The organism is Streptococcus mitis (assembly GCF_002096895.1).
Taxonomy (GTDB): Bacteria; Bacillota; Bacilli; order Lactobacillales; family Streptococcaceae; genus Streptococcus; species Streptococcus mitis_AH.
In genome coordinates this window covers 863,778-878,412 of the sequence record NZ_NCVI01000020.1, presented here as the reverse complement: position 1 = coordinate 878,412, position 14,635 = coordinate 863,778, and the positions used below count along the sequence as shown (strand labels likewise).

The following is a 14,635-nucleotide window of genomic DNA, read 5'->3' as shown; positions in this document are numbered from 1 at the left end:
TTTCTCCTTATTTCTCAATTGTTAAATCATAGATTGCTACTACTTCGTTCTCGGATATTTCCCCAGTTTCTTTAAATCCATAACTAAGGTAACAATATCTTGCATGTTCATTTTCTGGTTCATAAGACAACCAAAGTTTATTGCTTAAACCTGCTGGCGCTGTCCGAACATAGTCTAGTACTTTATCCATAATTGGTTTAAAATATCCTTGATTTTGAAAATTCTTATCAATCATAAAACGAAATAGTAAATAATTTCCACTACTAATTCCGATCTTTTTATCATAAGCTATCATCACAAAACCTATAATTGCATCATTATCATAAACTGCCAATGGAGCTACAAAATCTCCATTTTTAGTGTAGACGTATGCTTCAGCTAAACTAATTGCGTTGGTTGCAATGAATTGTTTTTGATATTCCTTGATATCCAAATTCAAAACATCAAAATAATTTTCCATTGTAACATCTCTTAGTTCAATTGTCATAGTTTTGCTCCTTGTTAGAGGTTATCATTGGCGCAAAATAATGTTTACGGCAAACTGAGATATAGGTTTCATTGCCACCAATCTGAATCTGCTCACCATCATAAACGGGCAGTCCATCTTGCGTACGCAAAACCATAGTCGCCTTTTTCTTGCAATACTGGCAAATGGTCTTAATCTCATCAATCTTATCTGCTAACAGCAAGAGATACTTGGAACCTTCGAACAGTTCATTGCGAAAGTCATTTTTCAAACCAAATGCCATGACGGGTATATCTAACTCGTCCACAACACGAGCTAGATCGTAAACATGGTGACGCTTGAGAAACTGGGCTTCATCGACCAAAACACAGTAAGGCTTTTCTGGTAGGTCTCGGATATAGCCAAAGATATCCGTCGCCTCCTCAATCGCAATGGCAGGACGTTTCATACCAATCCGACTCGACACATAGCCAACACCATCACGCGTATCCAGAGCTGAAGTCATAATCACAACACCTTTTCCTTGCTCCTCATAGTTATAGGCCACCTTGAGAATCTCAATAGTCTTACCTGAGTTCATGGTCCCATAACGATAATATAACTGTGCCATGTTTCTTGCTTCACGTCCATTTCTAAATTTTTGCCACATTCTAGTATATCATAATTTTCTTAAGCTTTAAACGGCAAAATGTGGTAAAATAGAAGAAATCAAAAACTAGTGGAGGAAGCTATTATGCCATTTGTACGCATCGATTTATTTGAAGGACGCACGCTCGAGCAAAAGAAGGCTCTTGCTAAGGAAGTAACAGAAGCTGTTGTTCGCAACACTGGAGCACCTCAATCTGCTGTCCATGTCATCATCAACGACATGCCAGAAGGAACTTACTTCCCTCAAGGTGAAATGCGCACCAAATAATCTAGCTTAAGCAGAATTGCTTAGGCTTTTTCAATCTCCAAGTAGCATCCATTGAAGAAATAGTCCAAATTTGTTACAATTTGAAAAGAGACTTGGAAAAATTTCCAAGAAAAGAGCTATTAATTAAAGGAAACATTATGATTACACGTGAATTTGATACCATCGCTGCTATCTCTACTCCACTAGGCGAAGGGGCTATCGGTATTGTCCGTCTGAGCGGAACAGAAAGTTTTGCTATTGCGCAAAAGATTTTTAAAGGAAAAGACTTGAGCAAGGTTACTAGCCACACTCTCAACTACGGTCACATTGTTGATCCTCTGACTGGTAAAGTCATGGACGAGGTCATGGTGGGAGCCATGAAATCTCCAAAAACCTTCACTCGTGAAGATATTATCGAGATTAACACCCACGGTGGGATTGCGGTGACCAATGAGATTCTCCAACTAGCGATCCGTGAAGGAGCTCGGTTGGCTGAGCCTGGTGAATTTACCAAACGTGCCTTTCTAAACGGTCGCGTAGACTTGACACAAGCTGAAGCAGTGATGGATATCATCCGTGCCAAGACTGACAAGGCCATGAACATTGCAGTCAAACAATTGGATGGTTCCCTTTCTGATCTTATCAATAATACCCGTCAAGAAATCCTCAATACACTTGCCCAAGTCGAGGTCAATATCGACTATCCTGAGTATGACGATGTTGAGGAAGCTACTACTGCAGTTGTCCGTGAGAAGACCATAGAGTTTGAACAATTACTAACCAATCTCCTTAGAACAGCCCGTCGCGGTAAAATCCTTCGTGAAGGAATTTCCACAGCCATCATCGGTCGTCCCAACGTTGGAAAATCTAGCCTTCTCAACAACCTCTTGCGTGAGGACAAGGCTATCGTTACAGATATTGCTGGTACGACACGTGATGTCATCGAAGAATACGTCAACATCAACGGCGTTCCTCTAAAATTGATTGATACAGCTGGTATCCGCGAAACGGATGATATCGTGGAGCAAATCGGTGTCGAGCGTTCGAAAAAAGCTCTTAAGGAAGCTGACTTGGTTCTGCTAGTACTAAACGCTAGCGAGCCCTTAACTGCCCAAGACCGACAACTTCTTGAGATTAGCCAAGATACAAACCGTATTATTCTTCTTAATAAAACCGACCTTCCTGAAGCGATTGAAACTTCGGAACTACCTGAAGACGTTATTCGTATTTCAGTCCTAAAAAACCAAAATATTGATAAGATTGAAGAATGTATTAACAACCTCTTCTTTGAAAATGCTGGTTTGGTTGAGCAAGACGCAACATACCTATCAAATGCACGTCACATTTCCCTGATTGAAAAAGCTGTTGAAAGCCTACAAGCTGTTAATGAAGGTCTTGAACTGGGGATGCCTGTTGATTTGCTTCAAGTTGATTTGACTCGTACTTGGGAAATCCTCGGAGAAATCACTGGGGATGCTGCTCCTGATGAACTCATTACCCAACTCTTTAGCCAATTCTGTTTAGGAAAATAAGAAAAATCCATGATCGTTGTTGCGGTCATGGATTTTATTGTCTTTATTAGTAATCTGGTCTTAAGACACCTGTTACAGTTGCCTTAGTTGCTTCGTAGTCGCCATCAACGACGACTTTGATAATGCGTTTGGCATCTTCTTCTGGTGCTGGAACTAGAGGTAAGCGTGTTGGGCCAGCTTCAAATCCCATATAGTTAAGAACAGCTTTAACTGGAGCAGGACTTGGATAAGAGAAGAGGGCATTAACCTTAGGAATGAATTTACGCTGAATTGCTGCGGCTTTCTTCATATCGCTTTCTGCAATGGCAGTAAACATCTCGTGCATTTCATCCCCATTTGTATGAGAGGCAACAGAAATAACCCCATCCGCACCAAGGTTCATGGCATGGAAAGCATCTCCATCCTCACCTGTATAAATCAAGAATTCTTCAGGTTTGTGCTCAATCAAGTAAGCCATATTAGCCAAGCTAGTACATTCTTTGACACCGATAATATTTGGATGGTCAGCCAAGCGAAGCATAGTTTCTGGAGTTAATTCGACAACCACACGACCTGGAATGTTATAGATAATAATTGGTAGGTCAGAAGCATCTGCAATCGCCTTAAAATGCTGATACATTCCTTCTTGAGAAGGTTTGTTGTAGTAAGGAACAATAGCAAGCCCAGCTGCGAAACCACCAAATTCTGCTACTTCTTTGACAAACTCGATAGAGTCACGCGTATCATTGGTACCCACACCCGCAATCAAAGGCACACGTCCATTGACAATCTTTTGTACAGCCGCAAACAGTTCCAACTCTTCATCGTGGGTCAAGGTTGGACTCTCAGCAGTGGTCCCTGCAAGGAGAATTCCGTCTGTATGATGCGCCAACAAATGCTCAATCAAGGCTGGAATGGCATCAAAATTGATGGAACCATCCTCATGGAAGGGGGTAATAAAGGCTGTGATGATTTTACACTCTTTTAAATCTTTATAAGACATGAGAAACACCTCTCTATTTCAAAGAAGGAGTTCATCTGAACTCCTAAACGATATGACTATTTTAATTCAAATTTCAATTCGGCCGTTGGACGAACCAAGCCACGTTCATGAAGAGTTTCTGCAATCTGAACTGAGTTCCAAGCAGCACCTTTGAGCAGGTTATCTGAAACAACCCACATGTGAATTCCTTTTTCTGCATCCAAGTCTTTACGGATACGACCAACAAAGGTATCACGTGAACCCACTGCATTAATGGCTTGAGGATAGATTTGATGAGCCACATCATCTTCAAGGACAGCACCTGGGAAAGCTGCGATAGCTGCTTTTACTTCTTCGATTGGAGCCACTTCTTTTGTTTCGATGTAAACAGACTCAGAGTGAGCTGACAAGACTGGAATACGCACACACGTTGCAGATACTGCAATGCTATCATCTTCCATAATTTTCTTAGTTTCCTTAGTCATCTTCATCTCTTCGTAAGTGTAATCATTGTCAGTGAAGACATCGATTTGTGGAAGAGCATTGAAGGCGATAGGATAATGTTTCTTGTCACCACCTGAAGGTAAGATTTCCGCATGCAAATCACGTGGGGTTACACCATCATTCAAGACTTCACGAAGTTCACGTTGTGTCTCAAGAATTGCTCCCATACCAGCACCTGAAACTGCTTGGTAAGTTGAAACAATGATACGGTCCAAACCCCATTTTTGGCGAACTGGCTCAAGAGCCACCATCATTTGAATTGTTGAACAGTTAGGGCAGGCAATAATCCCATTGTGGGCATCAAGTGCATGAGCATTGACCTCTGGAACAACCAAAGGAACATCTGGATTTTGACGGAAGTAAGATGTATTATCTACTACTACCGCTCCAGCTTTCACTGCGTATGGTGCATACTTAGCTGATGTAGAACCACCTGCTGAAAAGAGTGCAATATCAACTCCTTCAAAAGCTGTTTCAGTCGTCTCTTCAATCGTAATATCTTGATCTTTAAATTTCAAAGTCTTGCCTGCTGAACGTGCAGAAGCAAGTAAACGAATTTTATCGATTGGAAGTGTTGATTCTTCCAACATTTTTATCATCTGAGCTCCGACAGCACCTGTCGCGCCGACTACAGCAACTGTATATCCCATAAATAACCTCTTTCGGAATTTTCTAAAAATTTCTATAATAGATGTATTATACTACTTTTTCCATGAATTGCAAAGCTTTTTCATCATTTTTTGGAAAATAAAAATCCCCAGTCTCTAGACTAGGGACTAAGAGGCATCTTCATGTGATGAGCAGGTTCACACAACTCATCAAGGTCCGCTCCTGCGTTATGACCTCCTTATGCTCAATAGTAGTCCGAAGACTACCTATCGACTCATCGCATCTTCTATTCTACTAAAGAGAATGACTTTTGTCAACAGACGAAACTCTTTATGCTCTTCGAAAATCTCTTCAAACTTCGTCAGCGTCGCCTTACCGTAGGTATGGTTACTGACTTCATCAGTTTCATCTACAACCTCAAAAACATGTTTTGAGCTGACTTCGTCAGTCTTATCTACAACCTCAAAGCAGTGCTTTGAGCAATCTGCGGCTAGCTTCCTAGTTTGCTTTTTGATTATCATTGAGTGTTAGTTTCATTTACACAGCTGAATAAGAAATATCCTTGAAAAATTTGGGGTAAACATAACAAAAACCCCTGTAAATCAAGGGCTTTTCTGTCTACTTTATGCTAATTGCCGGGATTGAACCGGCGACCTCATCCTTACCATGGATGCGCTCTGCCAACTGAGCTAAATCAGCTTACTTAAAAAGTATACTATAGTTAGAAAATCTTGTCAAGTTTCCCTAGAAATTTTCCATAAGAAAAAGCCAGGTAAGAGCTACCTAGCTTATCTAATTCTATTTGCTTAAATCGATTCGACGACCAATTTTACCGATAATAATCGCTCCAATAATCAATGAGGCAAATTCACCAATCCCTGTTGTAAACCAAGTAAGGAAAAATGGTAATTGCGCTACGATATTCAACTCGGCAGCGATAGTAAACATAGAAATTGAAAAGAGGATTGAGAAGAAGAAATGATCTTTTCGAATCAAACCGTTAAAAAGATAATCCTTGCTGTATTTTGCAAAAAGCCAAACACCTAGACTGAGGAATACTAAGGTTGATCCACCACCAACAAAGACATCTAGCGGTCCGAAGCTAAAGAAATTAGCAATCATACAACCGATAGTAACTGCGATGATGTACTTAGGATTGTAAAAAGCCATAAAGTTCATCATTTCTGAAATACGAAACTGATAAGCACCATAGCTGATGGCATTTAGGGGTGGTGTGACAGTTAAAACGACATAGATAGCAGCAACGATTGCAATATCTGCTACATCACGAATGGTTAATTTTTTCATCTTTTCTCCTTTGGCGGTTTCCCGCGTATAATATGCTTGGTGAAAGAAGCTAAGCACCAAGGGTTGCTTGAATCAACCTTACTAGTATAGCACAATAGCCTGCTTTATGCTATACTAAAAGCATGAAAAAACGCATTCAAAGTCTCTTCGTGAATGAGCTCTTAGCCTATCTTTTTTTTGGTATAGCTACTACTCTTGTCTCCATTCTATCTAGATTAGTCATTTATCAACTAACTCATAGAGAACTTCTCGCTACTGGACTAGCAAATATTATCGGTATCCTCTTTGCCTTTATCACAAATGATACAATCGTGTTTAAGCAAGCTAGACAGAATTGGTCAATCCGTTTAGTAAAATTTACTATAGCACGTCTTTCTACTTTTCTGTTAGACTTGTTTTTAACTTTTCTCTTTGTAAGCCAATTTCCTAATATTATCGGACAATTTGTAAATGATAATATTGACAAAGTTAATAGTATTGAAACAGTTATTTCACAATTCTTAATAATTATCCTCAATTACATTTTTAGTAAGGTATTTATTTTTAAAAAATAAGAAAAAATTTAAGCATATACCTTGCAAGAGCTTCTTAATTAATATATAATTAAGAGTAAAAATTTTTTGAAAGGGAAAATGAAAATGTTAAAAGATCTTAAAGCATTTTTGCTTCGTGGTAATGTTGTTGACCTTGCTGTCGGTGTGATCATTGCCTCTGCTTTTGGTGCAATCGTTACATCACTTGTTAACGATATCATCACTCCACTTATTTTGAAACCAGCCTTGGAAGCTGCGAAAGTACAAAACATCGCTGATCTTGCTTGGAATGGTGTTACATATGGTAAATTCTTGAGTGCTGTTATCAACTTCCTAGTTATCGGTACTGTTCTCTTCTTCGTTATTAAAGGTATTGAAAAAGCTCAAAGCCTTACTAAGAAAGAAGAAGCTGCTGAGGAAGCTCCAGCTGCTCCAACTGAGTTGGAAGTACTTCAAGAAATCAAAGCTCTTCTTGAGAAAAAATAATCTATTAAAGGATCTAGCGCAAAGCTAAATCCTTTTTTCTTTACTCTTTTGGTAATTTACCTGCTTTCTCAAGCATTTTCTTGATAAGATAAGGCATCTTAACATTCTCACGACCTTTTTTCTCAATCAGTTTTTTCACAAATTCAGGCATTTGTAAATCTTGAGATTCGGCCAAAATGTTTTTCGTCTCATCTGAAGGAACTAACTCATCAAAGGTTTCTTCTTCTGGGAGAAATTCCTTAAACTCTTGATCTTCATTGGCTCTGACTGTATTGACCAAGGCATCAATCAAGCGAGAATCCGTATTTGGCATTGGTGGACGATGGTAGTTGACACCCAATTCCTGACATATCTCATAACATTCCACATCGTTATCAAACAAGACTTCAATGTGCTCACTGATAAAGCTGATTGGTACAAAAATATAATGGTCTGGATGTTCTGTCTGTTCTCTGAGGTACTCTAATACATCTGGCTTAATCCAAGGAATACCGATATCACTCTCACTTTGCCAAGTATTTGTATATTGCTCGGAACTCAAACCTAATTTTTCAGCAACTAACTTGCTATTTTCAAAGATTTGATCGATATAAGGATCACCAAAATCCAAGGCAAAAATAGGAACACTATGGGCTGAAAAGATGACTTTAAAGCTATCCTGCTTTACTTCTTCTTTTAAAATCTTAGCAATTTCATCAGCCCAATAGTTTAAGAGCGCTTCTTCTTGATACCAATCCTTAATAACCAAAAATTGAATTTGTTTGCTTTCTAAAAATTTCTCGTATCCCATGACAGAATAAAAAGAATAATGGGGCTCCAAAATCAAGCAAATACACTGCTCGATTCCATCTTCTTCCATCTGACCAATCACATCTGGAATAAAAGGTTTGGAAAATTTATTGGCAAAATAGACACTATACTCATTCCCCAGTCTAGCTTCTACTAAGGCAACTTCTTCACGGGTAATTCTTTGCAGAGGCGTACCTCCAATACGTACATAATTATCATAGAGTGTTTGAATCTCGTGGTCTTGAGGTCTCACTCCACGACGAATATTTGTGAAAAAATCAGCCACACCTTCAAAGGTAATCTCTTCTGGCGAACCGAAAGTCATCATTAAAATTGCTTTTTTCATAATTGCTTCCTTGTGATGTTTTTATCAAGTTTATTTTATCATTAATTCGTTGATAAGTAAACGCTAACACAAAGAATTTCCCTAACTTCTGTCTTTTGTTTTTCTTTTCTTTATATGATACAATGGAAAAAATGAATTCAAAAGGAGTTTTTTATGACTTACCCCAATCTCTTGGACCGCTTCTTAACCTACGTTAAGGTCAACACGCGCTCTGATGAACACTCTACTACTACTCCAAGTACGCAGAGTCAGGTTGACTTCGCGACAAATGTCCTAATTCCTGAAATGAAACGTGTTGGATTACAAAATGTTTATTATCTACCAAATGGTTTTGCAATTGGAACCTTGCCAGCCAACGATCCATCGTTAACACGTAAGATTGGCTTCATCTCCCACATGGATACTGCTGATTTTAATGCCGAAGGAGTCAATCCACAGGTAATTGAAAACTACGATGGTGGTGTGATTGAACTAGGGAATTCTGGTTTCAAATTAGATCCGGCTGACTTCAAGAGTCTTGAAAAATATCCAGGACAAACACTCATCACAACCGATGGAACAACCTTGCTAGGTGCTGATGACAAGTCAGGAATTGCTGAGATTATGACAGCCATTGAATATCTAACTGCCCATCCTGAAATCAAGCACTGTGAAATTCGTGTTGGTTTTGGACCAGATGAGGAAATCGGTGTTGGTGCTAATAAATTTGATGCAGAAGATTTTGATGTTGATTTTGCCTACACAGTTGATGGTGGCCCACTAGGCGAACTTCAGTACGAGACTTTCTCAGCAGCCGGTGCTGAATTGCATTTCCAAGGACGCAATGTCCACCCTGGTACTGCCAAAGGTCAGATGGTCAACGCTCTTCAGCTAGCAATTGATTTTCATAATCAACTTCCAGAGAATGACCGACCTGAGTTAACTGATGGCTACCAAGGTTTCTATCATCTTATGGATGTTGCTGGAAGCGTTGAGGAGGCGCGTGCAAGCTACATCATTCGTGATTTTGAAAAAGATGCCTTTGAAGCGCGTAAAGTAGCTATGCAGTCTATCGCTGATAAGATGAATCAAGAACTTGGTAGCGACCGTGTCACTCTAAACTTGACAGACCAGTACTACAATATGAAAGAAGTCATTGAAAAAGATATGACTCCAATTACCATTGCTAAAGCCGTTATGGAAGATTTGGGGATCACTCCTATTATCGAACCAATCCGTGGAGGGACAGACGGCTCTAAGATTTCCTTTATGGGAATCCCAACTCCCAATATCTTTGCAGGAGGAGAAAATATGCACGGACGTTTTGAATACGTCAGCCTTCAGACCATGGAACGTGCAGTTGATACCATCATTGGTATCGTCGCTTATAGAGACTAAAAAGACGAGGTAGCTCAGCTACTTCGCCTTTCTTTTTATTCTGCTGGTTTTTCTTGATTTCCAGTACTTGTTGTAGATTCTGTTGTTTCCTTTTCTGAAGCTGATTCAGCAGGCTTAGAATCTCTTGTGTTGCTTGGTTTGTTTTCGTCGCTAGCAGTTTCACTGTTAGATTCTACAGCTACGTTTGGTCGGTTCTCAGCACTGGTGTTATCACCATTTGCTTCGGCATTTGTTGCTGGAGTTGCTTCTTCACTTGCGCTTGATTTTGACTTGATTTCTTGATTCAAAACTAGAATAGCTTTTGTCAACTCAAGTAAAGCAGCTTTGTCTTTACTCTTAGTAGAAAGTTGATCTAGTAATGCATCCACCTTATCAAAGTCTGCATCAGAACCCTTATTGTTTTCTAAGTAAGCGTGAAGTGACATGAGGATATCGTAAAGTTTTTGATAGAGTACAAGTGTCTGAGGATCTTGCTCAGCATTTTCTTTCTCTTGTTGAAGAGCGCTAGCAATACGAGTCAAGACATCTTTTACCTGACTATTTACTTCATCCAAGTCTGCATCAGCCTTGTTTGTAGCAACTTTGAGATTTTCTACTTCTTCTGCCAAGGATTGTCTGATTCCTTCTTCTTGGATTTGTTCCAAGAGTTGATTTGCCTTGCTCAAGAGGCTTTCTACTTCTTCCTTGCTAACATGATTGACATGTTCTTCAGGCATAAAGTCTCCGTACAATTCTTTCAAGAATCCATAAATAGCTGTCTTGGCAGTTTGGTTATCAACTTTTTCAGTATCTAGAACTGTCTGACTTGATTTCGCAGTAGTTGGCTGAGCTTTCAACGCTTCTTCCACTTCTTGTTTTGCTTGATAGATATTTGGGAATAATTTGTTCAATTCTGCTGCCTTAAGGAAGGATTGAGATTGATACAAGGTCCAAGTCAACTGAGCGACTTTGTTTCGAAGTTCATCACTCAAACGACCGTCATTTACGTGTTCGTAGAAATACTTGATGTATTCCACTGTTGTAACACCTGTTCGGTCATTAAAGTCTTGAAGAGCTTGAAGTTGTGATTCAACCGCTGCTAAACCAGCCTCATCTTTTACCAACTTAGCCTCTTGGAGTCGAACGAGAAGATCTTTCTTTGGAAGTCCATAAGAGTCTGTATCCAGTGTATTGATTTTATCAATCAAGGCTTGATATTTTTTATCTAAAGCACTTGTTTCAGTAGGCTTGACACTCTCATCAATATGGATATACTGCTTATCAAAGAGATCAAGTGTTGCAAGATAACCTGCTGTAGAGTTAGTTGCCAGTTTCTTCATGTTCTCAGTAAACTGACCTAAGGCTAACTCAATCTGTCTTTGTTCGATAGGCTTGTCTTTATAGATGCTTCTGCTATCAGCTAGAAGTTGATCTACTTTTGCCAAGACTGCCTTCTCATCAAAAGCTCCAGGTTGATAGTTAGATTGTAGGGCTGGAATCTTGTTTTTCAAAGCCACTTCATATCCCTTAGTTTGAACCTTGATGTAGTGATTGTGGTCGCCATGAGGAATCACAAAACTACCATTTTCTACCTGTAAGCTATAAGGAGACACACCATCTCGCAAAGCAGTCGTATAGAGTTCATTTAGGAAATCAAGTTCTGGATTGCCAGTTTGTAGCGGCAAACGAACATGTTCCTTACGAACAGCATATGGATGAATATGAGTTGGATCGTAGGCTTGGTCTGGATTTCCAAAGACAAAGAATCCGTTTGAAATTCTAATCGCTTCAAGTGGAACTCCATAAGTTTTAGAGATATAAGCAATTTTTTCTTCATCACTAGCATCTCTTGAGAAAGACTCTACTGTTTTAGCAAGAGGTTTTACAGGCTCTGCATCATGGTGTGTTTTCAAATGGTCTTGGGCGGCCTTAATTTGCTCTGCTGTCAAATCTTTCTTGAAGAAGTAATGATTGTGGTCTCCGTGACTCATGACAAAACCTTGCTCATCCTCACTGATGACACGATTGGCATCAAAACCGTGAGCATGGTCTTCATCATGTTTGTGGCCATGATTATCGTTATCGTGTTCATCATCATGGGCTGGGCTTGGTGTTGCTGGCGTCTTAGCTCTTAAATGATCTTGTGCAGCCTTAATTTGGTCTGCTGTCAAGTCTTTCTTGAAAAAGTAATGATTGTGGTCACCATGACTCATGACAAAACCTTGCTCATCCTCATTGATGACACGATTAGCATCAAAACCGTGATCATGGTCTTCATCATGTTTGCGACCATGATTATCTTTATCATGTTCATCATCATGGGCTGGGCTTGGTGTTACTGGAGTTTTACCTCTCAAATGATCCTGCGCCGCCTTGATTTGTTCTGGTGTTAGATCTTTCTTAAAGAAGTAATGATTGTGGTCACCATGAGTCATGACAAAGCCTGCCGCATCTTCACTGATAATTCGATTGACATCGAAATCATGGCCATGTTCGTCATGGTGATGACCGTGTGTATCTTCATCGTGATCATCATGGGCTGGACTTGGTGTTACTGGCGTCTTACCTCTTAAATGATCTTGAGCCGACTTAATTTGCTCTGCTGTCAAATCCTTCTTGAAGAAGTAATGATTATGATCACCGTGTGACATAACAAAGCCTGCCGCATCTTCACTGATGACACGATTGGCATCAAAACCATGATCATGGTCTTCATCATGATGGTGGTCATGTCCATCTCCATCATGTCCATGCCTTTCATGCTTAAGGTCCTGACTTCTATGGTCACCATCTTGCTCATGATGATGGTTTTGCTGAGTAGGTTTTTCTGCTGGTTTGCTTGGATTCTCCAATGGTGTTGGTTCTACATTGTCACTGGACAAAGGAATCATTCTCGCAATCTTTTCTTCTAATGCAGAAAGCTTTGTATAGGGAATGAAATGATAGTGATTTCCATGAGGAATCGCTACACCACTTGGTGTTCTGCTTAAAATCTTAGCAGGGTCAAAAGTCAAACCATCCGATTCAGCATATCGTTGAGTACTTGGAAGAGCATAGAGCTGCTGTAATAGACTTTGAAGACTCTCGGCTTTATTACTTGGTATTTCAGTCTGTTGAATAGGCTTGGTAGTTTGACCAGTCCCATTTGTACTTGGACGATAGTCAGTCACACTAGGCTGATTTCTAGTTCCAGAGAGGTAAGCTTGAGCTGCAGCCAATTCACTAGCAGACAAGGAACTCTTTGGAATGTAGTGGTAATGCCCTCCGTGAGGGACGATATAAGCATCACCAGTATCCTCTATAATATCAGATGCATTAAAGATGTAGCCATCATCAGTAGTATAGCGACCTTGAGATTGAGCAAGCGCCACTGCACTATTAGATGTTGGTACATCGTGAGTATGACCTTGTTTTTGGCGTTCAATTTCGTCCTTCGAACGAACGTTATCCGCATGTGCCACATCCTTAAGGTAAACATAATATTTACCATCCACCTTGATAATGTAACCACCTTTGACTTCGTTAACAATATCAGCGTCTTTCAGTTGATAATTGGCATCTTTCATCAAAAGTTCTTCACTGAAAATCGCATCAAAAGGAACTTTCCCATTGTAATAATGGAAATGATCACCGTGTGAAGTCACATAACCTTGATCGGTGATTTTCACAACAATTTGTTCAGCCTGGATATCTTCTTTTTTGCTGACTTGCTCTGGTGTTTGTGTCTCTGTTTTTGGAGTGTCTTGTTTTCCATCGACATAAGATACACGATTCGTATCTTTGTTCTCTCCTGTCTGATGTTGATTCAATGCATAAATACAAAGACTTAAAGAAAGGACGACAGCTGCACCAGCAGCAAGTTTCTTCTTATTTATTTTCATAATCTCCTCATTTCAATTCTTCTGCTAGAACACTCATATTTTCTTCAAGATTTTCTAAATAAGTCTTGTCATTTTGTGGGTCTGCCTCTAAAGGATTCAGAGTTTTAAGACCCACACCTGTTGATTTGACAAGAGTTTCAGCTACTTTTGAAGAAGCGTTACTTTCTGTAAAAATTGTTTTAACCTTATAGGTTTTTACAAATTCCTGAATTTCTGTTAGTTGTCTTGGACTTGGTTCTTGTTCTGGAGAGATACCTGCAATACCAAGTTGATTAAGTCCAAATCTCTTCGCTAGATAATAAAAGGCCGTATGTTGTGTTACAAAGGTTTTCTGAGTCGCTTTTTCAAATTTAGGCTGGAATTTCTTAGTCAATTCTTGAGCTTTTTTGATAAAGGCTTGCGCATTTTTCTGGTAAGTTTCTTTGTGTTCACTATCAACCTCTGAAAGTTTATCAGCTATAATTTGGGCTTCTTCGACAGCTTTTTCAGGATCTAACCAAGTATGAGGGTCATAAAGCGTTTTTTCATCAACACCATCACCCGCTTCCATATCTTCTAATCCTGGAACACGATCTAAGGTCATTCCTTCAGAAGCCTCCAAAACCTTAACTTTAGATTTTTTTAGATTTGGATCCAAACTTCCTGCCCAAGATTCGAGCGTATGAGAATGGTAAACAAAGACATCTGCATTATAGATGGCAGCAATATCATTTGCTGAAGGCTCAAAGGAGTGAATACCGCTACTTGACTGAATCATTCGAACATCATTCAAGTCACCAGATACTTCCCTGACCATGGCATAGATAGGATAAAAACTGGTCACAATTTTCATCCCTTTACCTGACTGGCTTTCCTTTTGGCCACAAGCAGCTAATACCAGAGCCAATACACTGGTCATCAATACTAAAATCGTCCTCTTTTTCACCATAACTCCTTAACTAGTGTTTAACCATTTAATTAACTAGTAAA

14 protein-coding genes, 1 tRNA gene and 1 riboswitch are annotated in these 14,635 nt (G+C 39.5%); of the genes, 5 read left to right on the top strand and 10 right to left on the bottom strand.

Annotated elements, in window-relative coordinates:
• Positions 1–7: 7 nt before the first annotated feature.
• Together B7697_RS08930 and B7697_RS08925 are read right to left on the bottom strand one after the other, a co-directional pair.
• Positions 8–487 carry a GNAT family N-acetyltransferase gene (locus B7697_RS08930; RefSeq protein WP_084951470.1) on the bottom strand — a complete coding sequence of 160 codons (480 nt, stop codon included), beginning with the start codon at positions 485–487 and terminating at the stop codon, positions 8–10.
• Entirely contained in the window at positions 477–1,076 is a 600-nt protein-coding gene (locus B7697_RS08925; protein WP_084951532.1) for a thymidine kinase, read from the bottom strand. The genes B7697_RS08930 and B7697_RS08925 overlap by 11 nt, the downstream gene beginning before the upstream one ends.
• Before the next feature lie 123 nt (positions 1,077–1,199).
• Here B7697_RS08925 and B7697_RS08920 point away from each other — a divergent pair, with 123 nt between their 5' ends.
• Together B7697_RS08920 and mnmE are read left to right on the top strand one after the other, a co-directional pair.
• The gene (locus B7697_RS08920; RefSeq protein ID WP_001117401.1) at positions 1,200–1,382 is read left to right on the top strand and encodes a 4-oxalocrotonate tautomerase; all 183 of its coding nucleotides are present in this window, start codon (positions 1,200–1,202) and stop codon (positions 1,380–1,382) included.
• Between the two features lie 137 nt (positions 1,383–1,519).
• Positions 1,520–2,893, top strand: coding sequence for a tRNA uridine-5-carboxymethylaminomethyl(34) synthesis GTPase MnmE (gene mnmE / locus B7697_RS08915; protein WP_084951466.1), 1,374 nt, complete (start codon positions 1,520–1,522; stop codon positions 2,891–2,893).
• Between the two features lie 46 nt (positions 2,894–2,939).
• Here mnmE and dapA read toward each other — a convergent pair whose 3' ends face one another.
• From dapA to B7697_RS08890, 5 genes are all read right to left on the bottom strand, one after another.
• Positions 2,940–3,875 carry a 4-hydroxy-tetrahydrodipicolinate synthase gene (gene dapA / locus B7697_RS08910; protein ID WP_004254315.1) on the bottom strand — a complete coding sequence of 312 codons (936 nt, stop codon included), beginning with the start codon at positions 3,873–3,875 and terminating at the stop codon, positions 2,940–2,942.
• Positions 3,876–3,931: 56 nt separating this feature from the next.
• On the bottom strand, positions 3,932–5,008 hold the full coding sequence (locus tag B7697_RS08905) for an aspartate-semialdehyde dehydrogenase (protein ID WP_000542464.1): 1,077 nt from the start codon (positions 5,006–5,008) through the stop codon (positions 3,932–3,934).
• Positions 5,009–5,233: 225 nt separating this feature from the next.
• Positions 5,234–5,488, bottom strand: a complete 255-nt coding sequence (locus B7697_RS08900; RefSeq protein ID WP_020901344.1) for a hypothetical protein — start codon at positions 5,486–5,488, stop codon at positions 5,234–5,236.
• Between the two features lie 105 nt (positions 5,489–5,593).
• Positions 5,594–5,666, bottom strand: a tRNA-Thr gene (locus tag B7697_RS08895).
• Between the two features lie 99 nt (positions 5,667–5,765).
• Complete coding sequence (locus tag B7697_RS08890) at positions 5,766–6,275, bottom strand: QueT transporter family protein (protein WP_049500058.1); 510 nt, start codon at positions 6,273–6,275, stop codon at positions 5,766–5,768.
• Positions 6,273–6,369: riboswitch (PreQ1 riboswitch) on the bottom strand. It overlaps the preceding gene by 3 nt.
• 28 nt (positions 6,370–6,397) lie before the next feature.
• On the opposite strand from B7697_RS08890, the gene B7697_RS08885 reads away from it, so the two are divergent.
• Together B7697_RS08885 and mscL are read left to right on the top strand one after the other, a co-directional pair.
• The gene (locus B7697_RS08885) at positions 6,398–6,829 is read left to right on the top strand and encodes a GtrA family protein (protein ID WP_024057787.1); all 432 of its coding nucleotides are present in this window, start codon (positions 6,398–6,400) and stop codon (positions 6,827–6,829) included.
• 84 nt (positions 6,830–6,913) lie between these two features.
• Positions 6,914–7,294, top strand: coding sequence for a large conductance mechanosensitive channel protein MscL (gene mscL / locus B7697_RS08880; RefSeq protein ID WP_024057788.1), 381 nt, complete (start codon positions 6,914–6,916; stop codon positions 7,292–7,294).
• 40 nt (positions 7,295–7,334) lie between these two features.
• On the opposite strand, the gene hemH is transcribed toward mscL, so the two are convergent.
• Positions 7,335–8,429, bottom strand: a complete 1,095-nt coding sequence (gene hemH, locus B7697_RS08875) for a ferrochelatase (protein WP_004254302.1) — start codon at positions 8,427–8,429, stop codon at positions 7,335–7,337.
• A gap of 153 nt (positions 8,430–8,582) precedes the next feature.
• On the opposite strand from hemH, the gene pepT reads away from it, so the two are divergent.
• Positions 8,583–9,806, top strand: coding sequence for a peptidase T (gene pepT / locus B7697_RS08870; RefSeq protein WP_084951464.1), 1,224 nt, complete (start codon positions 8,583–8,585; stop codon positions 9,804–9,806).
• A 35-nt stretch (positions 9,807–9,841) separates the two neighbouring features.
• Here the strand turns inward: pepT and B7697_RS08865 are convergent, their stop codons facing one another.
• Positions 9,842–13,666 carry a pneumococcal-type histidine triad protein gene (locus tag B7697_RS08865; RefSeq protein WP_084951461.1) on the bottom strand — a complete coding sequence of 1,275 codons (3,825 nt, stop codon included), beginning with the start codon at positions 13,664–13,666 and terminating at the stop codon, positions 9,842–9,844.
• Between the two features lie 7 nt (positions 13,667–13,673).
• Positions 13,674–14,594 (bottom strand): metal ABC transporter substrate-binding protein, encoded by a 921-nt coding sequence (locus B7697_RS08860; protein ID WP_414301147.1) that lies wholly within the window; start codon positions 14,592–14,594, stop codon positions 13,674–13,676.
• Between the last annotated feature and the right edge of the window lie 41 nt (positions 14,595–14,635).